Source organism: Alcanivorax sp. HI0083 (assembly GCF_001635175.1).
Map to the genome: position 1 here is coordinate 1 of NZ_LWFX01000983.1, position 6,735 is coordinate 6,735.

General features: G+C 58.2%; 7 protein-coding genes and 1 tRNA gene. 5 read left to right on the forward strand and 3 right to left on the reverse strand.

Going from position 1 to position 6,735, the window contains the following annotated elements:
* On the forward strand, positions 1-702 hold a 702-nt coding region (locus tag A3754_RS11680), incomplete at its 5' end, for a PepSY-associated TM helix domain-containing protein (RefSeq protein ID WP_197468638.1).
* A gap of 87 nt (positions 703-789) precedes the next feature.
* Here the strand turns inward: A3754_RS11680 and A3754_RS11685 are convergent.
* Together A3754_RS11685 and A3754_RS11690 are read right to left on the reverse strand one after the other, a co-directional pair.
* Positions 790-2,064 carry an OmpP1/FadL family transporter gene (locus A3754_RS11685; RefSeq protein ID WP_063519829.1) on the reverse strand — a complete coding sequence of 425 codons (1,275 nt, stop codon included), beginning with the start codon at positions 2,062-2,064 and terminating at the stop codon, positions 790-792.
* A 254-nt stretch (positions 2,065-2,318) separates the two neighbouring features.
* Positions 2,319-3,209, reverse strand: coding sequence for a fatty acid desaturase (locus A3754_RS11690; RefSeq protein ID WP_063519830.1), 891 nt, complete (start codon positions 3,207-3,209; stop codon positions 2,319-2,321).
* A 128-nt stretch (positions 3,210-3,337) separates the two neighbouring features.
* On the opposite strand from A3754_RS11690, the gene A3754_RS11695 reads away from it, so the two are divergent.
* Positions 3,338-4,348, forward strand: coding sequence for an AraC family transcriptional regulator (locus A3754_RS11695; protein ID WP_063519831.1), 1,011 nt, complete (start codon positions 3,338-3,340; stop codon positions 4,346-4,348).
* Positions 4,349-4,414: 66 nt separating this feature from the next.
* On the opposite strand, the gene A3754_RS11700 is transcribed toward A3754_RS11695, so the two are convergent.
* A tRNA-Arg gene (locus tag A3754_RS11700) sits at positions 4,415-4,491 on the reverse strand.
* Between the two features lie 240 nt (positions 4,492-4,731).
* Between A3754_RS11700 and A3754_RS11705 the strand changes: the two genes are divergently transcribed.
* The 3 genes from A3754_RS11705 to A3754_RS11715 form a co-directional block, all read left to right on the forward strand.
* On the forward strand, positions 4,732-5,061 hold the full coding sequence (locus A3754_RS11705; protein ID WP_007150444.1) for a multidrug efflux SMR transporter: 330 nt from the start codon (positions 4,732-4,734) through the stop codon (positions 5,059-5,061).
* A 162-nt stretch (positions 5,062-5,223) separates the two neighbouring features.
* Positions 5,224-5,913, forward strand: a complete 690-nt coding sequence (locus A3754_RS11710) for a response regulator transcription factor (RefSeq protein WP_007148755.1) — start codon at positions 5,224-5,226, stop codon at positions 5,911-5,913.
* Between the two features lie 41 nt (positions 5,914-5,954).
* Positions 5,955-6,735 (forward strand): FecR domain-containing protein (locus tag A3754_RS11715; protein ID WP_231880601.1); only part of this gene is annotated, 781 nt, incomplete at its 3' end.

Genomic DNA, 6,735 nt, shown 5'->3' on the forward strand with positions numbered 1-6,735 from the left:
GGGCATCACGCGCATGTGGTGCTGGACCCTGCGATGGGTGTCTTGAACGTGATCGCTCCGGGGCAGCGCAGCCTGAACTTTGATTCGTTCTCGCCGGTGTACTCCCTGCATTTTGGCGATTACGGCGGGATGCTGGTGAAATGGCTGTACTTCGCCATGGGCTTGCTGGGGGCGTTGTTGTTTGTGTCCGGTAATGTGCTGTGGTGCGAGCGTCGCAGTGATCGCCAGGGGCCAAGCCGTGGATCGGCATTTCTGTTGCGCCTGACCCTTGGGCTTTGTTTCGGCGTTGTGATCGGCGTGGCGTGCAGTTTCCTGGTCAGCAAGGGGCTGCCGTATACGCCCTGGGCTGCCTGGGTGGCCACCGCAGAGCGAGCCATTTGTGGTGTGGTCGTCGTGCTGCTGGTGTTGTGGAGTTTGCGTGCCTCGCCGCTGCGGTTCAGTGGCCTGATGCTTACGGTGGCGCCGTTGTGTTACCTAGCGGTGCCGTTGTTGCAGGTGGTGCTGGAGGGTGGTCACGCTCTTGAAGCCGATAACCTTTTGATCAACGGTCTGTTGCTGCTAGTGGCGTCATCCCTGTGGGTGGTGCGCCGCCAGTTTCGCAAGCGTGTGCGTCTGGCTGAGCCCCATCCGCTCTGGGTGGGCAAGGTGACGCAGGGGCACCCCAAGCACCTTACCGAAACGGAACGGGAAGCGGTGAGCTGATTGCGCGAACCGTGTTGCAGCCGTACAGCGGCATAAAAAACGGCGCCCAGGGGCGCCGTTTTTTATTTGACGTGCCTGCGTCTGGAATCAGAAGCGGTACGTCGCCTGCAGGGCCAGGCCGTGAGCGCTGTTTTCGAAATCGGCGCTGTAGGAAATTGGCGTGCCAGAAAAGGTCTGGCTGACGCTGCCTTTCTCTTCATGGATGTAGGCGTAGGCCGCATCGAATGTCAGGTCTTCAGTGGGGCTCCAGCCAGCGCCCAAGGTGTAGATATCACGATCGCTCACCGGGATGCGGACGGTACGGTCAGCATCGCTGGTGGGGGATTCGTCATGAGCATAGCCTGCACGTAGTACCCATTTCGGGGTCAGCTGGTAGGCGCCGCCAACGGCAAATGCCCAGGTATCTTCCCAGTTCAGTTCTTCAGAGATTGTGCCGAACTGCGGCTGGAACATGGCGTTCAGGCCACTGTTCTCTACGTCAATGCCTTCCAGACGGCTCCAGCGGGTCCAGGTGGCGCCTGCGTACAGTGCCAGTGCGTCGGTGGCCTGGTAGCTGAAAGAGGTGTCAACGGACTCGGGCATGGTGATGTCTAATTTCGCATCATAGCTGCCGTTGATCAGGCCGCCGCCGGAGGCTGCTGGAATGCCAGAGATGGCGGTGTCGCCCTCCAGGGTATATTCCTGCTTAGAGTGGTAGGTGATGCCCCAGTCCAGGGTTTCGGTGAGAGAAAACAGGGCGCCAGCATTAAAGCCAACGGTTTCGTCGTCGCCTTCAATTTCTACTTTGGGGTCTGTGGCAGAACCGAAGGCCACGCCGGGCAGGTTGCTGGTCAGCTCGCCATCAATGCGGCTGAAGGTGGGGCCAAAGCCCACAGAAATACGGTCGTTGAACGCGTAGCTGACGGTGGGTTGAATGGTGACGACTTGAACCATGCTTTTCAGGCCGTTGTAACGACCCTGCCAACCGTCTTCATAATCGCTTTCCACACCGAACGGGGCGTACAGGCCGATACCAGCATGCCATTTGTCATTGAGAGGAGTGACATAGTAAGCAAAGGGCACGGTAGAAAAGGGCACCATGTCGCCATCGTTGGTGCCTGGCAGCGTGCCTTGGGCGTTGCTGATATCAGTGCTGGCATCAATAAAGGCCAGGCCGCCGCTGACTTCGGCGCGGTCCAGGCGGCTCATGCCGGCGGGGTTGCCGTACAGAGTGCTGGCGTTGATGGCGGTAGAGGCGCGGCCTGCGTAGGCAGAGCCGGCGCTGCTGGCGCTCTGTTCGTTCAGAGCCAGGCCATTGGCCATCACCTGGGTGGACGCAGCAGCAATCGCGGCTGCCAGCACGGCTTTGTTTGAATACTTCATGATAACTTTCCCGAGTTATGATTTTGCCGGCGCAAGTTAACATTCAGTCACAAAATATTACAGGCTGTTTATCGTCATAAGTGACCATAAATCGTGCAAAAAGCGACTATTTGCGGGAAACAGGATGTTTATTGACGTGAAGAGGATTCATATATAAAACCAGTGTTTACCTTGCATTGGGGTCCGCTTTCCTCAAGCGCTAATGGCCCGGGGGTCGCCGTCTTTACGTGGCTGTTGCTGCTTTCAGAGGTTCCCTAGACCTTTTCCCCTTTAGATGTCGGCTCACGGGAAAAAATGCCGATGATCGGCGTCCCCTGAGCCCGTAGAACCGGTTCGATATCCCGGTGCAGGGCGTGGTATTGGTAGAACGGCACCCGTGGAAACAGGTGATGGATGGAATGGAGGTTCTGGCCCAGCCAGAACCATTCCAGTGGCTTCATCCAGCGGGGCATGATCAGGCTGTTGGTGTTGCGATAACGCTCGCTCACCTTGTAAGGGTGATGGGGGCGATAGGCAAACCAGTAGGCGGTGAATAGACCGCCGGTGTAATAGCCCAGCAAGAGCACGGCCACGGTGCCGGGCTCGTCTACCATCGCCAGAAAGGCAACCCGCCAGCCCAGTGATACCACCAGCTCAGCGCAATAAATCAGCTTTTCCGTCAACGACGCACTGCCCCAGCTGTGTTGCACAAAAAAGGTATTCTGTACCCACTGGAAACGCAGCCCGGTGGTCAGCAGTCCTAATGGTCCTTTCTGCATCCCGCTGATAATAAAGTCAGGATCCTTGTCCGGCTGGTTGGTATAGCGGTGGTGGGTGAAATGCTCGATGCGGTGCGAGGCGTAGGGGATCGCAATAATGGGCGCCACCAGATAGCCACACAGATCATTGAGCCACTTGCGGCGGTCATTCTGGCCGTGAATATTGCCGTGGGCGGCTTCGTGCAATGGGGTATAAGACATGTAGGTTAGGGCTGCCACCAACACAAAGGCGCTCCAGGCGGGCAGGGTGCCATTGGCAAACAGTGCCAGAGTGGCAATAAAGGCGGCCACCACAGCCGCCGTCAGCACGATTGTTGGCCAGGCGGTTTTCCCCATATAGTGCTTGGCGCAGGCAATGGCCTGCTTGTTCAATGTGGCGGCGTCCATGGTGTTGCCTTTTGTTGGTATCATCAGGGTAAACACTACGTTGACGGCACTGAAACCAGAATAGCTACCGTGGCCAATCGCCCTGCAGAAGTGGCCAGGGTGGACGGGGCGGGCCGACGGAACAGGCAATGCAGCATTCAGACGACACACTCCATCCGGTGGCCATCAGCCAGGTCATGCTCAACTTTGCCCAGCGCAATGGCATCGATCAGCAGATCTGCCTGCTCGGCACGGGCATTTCGGAAACTGAGTTGTCCAGTGGTGAGGGGCTGGTGACGCGGACCCAGGAAATGCGCCTGATCGAAAACCTGATGCTGGCGCTGCCGGAAGCGGGAGTGGGCGGCTTTGAGCTGGGCCTGCAATACAACCTGGCCACCTTCGGCGTGTGGGGGTTTGCCCTGCGTACCTGTAAAACCCTGCGTGAGGCCGTTGCGTTGGGTCTGCGTTACTTGCCGCTAAGCACCGCCTACTGCTGTATTACTGTTTGTGAGGATGGTGAGGCTTTCGGTGTGGTTTTTGACCCGGACCCGATTCCCCCGCACCTGCGCCAGTTTCTTCTTGAGCGCGACATGGCTACCGCTCTCAACCTGGTCAGGGAAATCACTTTTCAAGGGGTGGAATTCAAGGGGGTCGAGTTCACCGGTGAACCGGATGTCAGTGCCTCTGCCATTGAAAGCCTGTGTGGCATCGCTCCTGCCTTTCATGCCAGTGCCAACCGCATTCTGGTCAACCGCGCTGGCGCCGGTCAGCCGTTCCCCGGTTACGATCCGGTACTTACCCGCATGCTCGAACAGCAATGCCAGAAGCGTATGGATACCGTGGAAAACAGCGGCCTTGCCGGCAAGGTTCGGCAGAAACTGCTCGGTGAACTGGGCCTGGGGGCCACTCTCAATGACATGGCCAGCGAGCTGGCCCTCTCCACTCGCAGCCTGCGCCGCAAACTGGAACAGGAGGGCGCCAGTTACCGGGATCTGGTCGAAGAAGAACGTCGCCAACTGGCGCTGCAATTACTGAACACCACTACCATGAAGATCGAGGAATTGGCGGCCCATTTGGGATACACCGATGCCGGAGGCTTCGTGCGTGCCTTCCGTCGTTGGCAGGGATGTTCGCCCAGCGCGTATCGAGAGAAGGCGTAGGATGTCCCGCGGATTTTTTGTGACCCATAAAAAAGGGCCTCCCACATTTGGAAGGCCCTTTTTAGATGGCACGCCCGAGAGGATTCGAACCTCTGACCTTTGCCTCCGGAGGGCAACGCTCTATCCAGCTGAGCTACGGGCGCAAAACTTGAAGAACTTGGGGTTCAACGGGCGCGAATGATAGCGGGTTGCGGCGGTCTCGTCCATGGATTGGGTGCATCCTGTGTCGGGATCGCTATAATCGGCGCGCCGGGAGCGCCTTCCGGTATCCGAGTATAAGCAGACTGTCTCTTTGCGGGTTTCCGACAGCGCTGTTTTCCTGACGAGCCCGTGCCTGCTTTCGGTAACTGTGCCGTGGCGGGCAAGTGTGTTGGAGAAACAGCATGAATCTGTACTGGGTGGTATTGCTGCTGGCGGTCATCGTGGAGATCGCCTGGGCCATGAGTCTCAAGTGGATCCAGATTAACCCCGGGGTGCTGTCAATCGGCTCCTCGTTGGTGCTTACCGGTTTGAACATGTTGATGCTGTCTTATGCCATGCGCGGCATTCCCGTGGGTACGGCCTATGCGATCTGGACAGGCCTTGGCGCAGTGGGCATCACGCTGCTGGGGATCGTTTTTTTCAAGGATCCGGCCAATGCCTCGCGACTGGCCTTTATGGCGCTGATTGTGGTGGGTGTCATTGGTCTGAAGCTGACCAGCGGGCCAGCCTGAGCGTTGCGCCAGCGGCATGGCAGGCGATGAAGCATTGGACGTGCCCCCGGTTTTGGTGTCGAATCGTTCGTTTGGGCATTTTACAATCTTTTCCCGCTAATCCGTTGGTAGATCGGTACCCTTTGCGGGCAGATGTCGGCCTGCAACAGATGGAGTTTAACCGTGCGCATTGCTTATCTCGAAGATGACATGGCTCAGGCAGAGCTGGTCACTCACTGGCTCAAAGAGGCTGGCCATAATTGTATCCACATGGCCAGCGGACGTGAATTCATGTCCCTGTTACGGCGCGACACCTTCGATATTCTGGTGCTCGACTGGGAAGTGCCGGACATGAATGGCTACGCCGTGCTGGAAGAAGTACGTGCCAGTGGTAACCGCACCCCGGTGTTGTTTGCGACCCAGCGTGATGATGAATCATCGATTGTTGGCGCGCTCTCCCAGGGGGCGGATGACTACATGGTGAAACCGACCAAGCAAGCGGAATTGCTGGCCCGTATCAGCGCTCTCGGGCGCCGGGCAGGGGTATCGGAAATGGATGAAGAAACAGCCCTGAGTGTGGGCCCCTGGACCGTGGATCGGTCCCGACGTCAGATCCTGCTGGATGAAGACGCGATTAAACTGACAGACAAGGATTACGAGCTGGCCTGCTATCTGTTCCAGAACGTGGGCAAGCTGATGAGCCGAGCGCACCTGTTGGAGAAGGTTTGGGGTATCATGACGCCGATCGAATCGCGCACGGTTGACGTGCATATCAGCCGGATTCGACGTAGCCTTCATATTCGCCCTGAACGGGGTTACCGAATCAAAACGGTGTACCAGCACGGTTATCGTCTGGAGCCGATCGAAGAATAAAATCATGAACAGGTTCTGAGGACACATCTATGAGGGTCTGGTTGAGCACGGCTATGATGCTGTGCCTGCTATCAACGGCCTGGGCCGGGGATGACTGGCATTACACCTTGCGCCCTGGCGATTCTCTCTGGAAAGTCTGTCAACAGTTTGCCCAGTCGCCGCAAACCTGCTGGGGCGAACTGGCTCGCCATAACGGGCTCGACAACCCTCACTCCCTGCGTCCCGGTAATACCCTGAAGGTGCCGATTAGCTGGCTTAAAGAAAAACCCATTCCGGCCACTGTGGATGCGATTACCGGTGAGGTAATGCTGTATCCGGCCAGGGGAGGGGAGCCCCGTCAGCTGCAAAACGGTGATGCGGTGGCGTTTGGCGACGCCCTGGAAACAGCCGCAAAAAGCAGCGCCCGGCTGCGTTTTGCTGACCAGTCGGAAGTCTACATCAAGCCCGCCAGCCTGCTGGTGGTGACTCGCTATCGTCGCTTCCTGGATCAGCAGAACGAACGCACCGAGCTGCGTTTGCAGCGCGGCAATATCCGTAACAGCGTCAGCCCCCGGCAAAGCGATGAAGCCTCTTTCGAAGTCTATACGCCGGGCGCGGTGGCGGCGGTCCGTGGCACGGAGTATTACCTGGGTGTGGATGGCGCCGAGACCACTCGAAACGAAGTGATTGAAGGGCGTGTGGATGTGGGTGCCCGCGGCACCGACCGCCAGATCAACGGTGGCTACGCCACGCTGGCCCGCCTGGATGAACCGCCCATTGAGCCGGTGGCGTTGCTGCCGGCGCCGGCCGTGGAGGTCAGCCCGTCGCACACCGGGGTGGTGG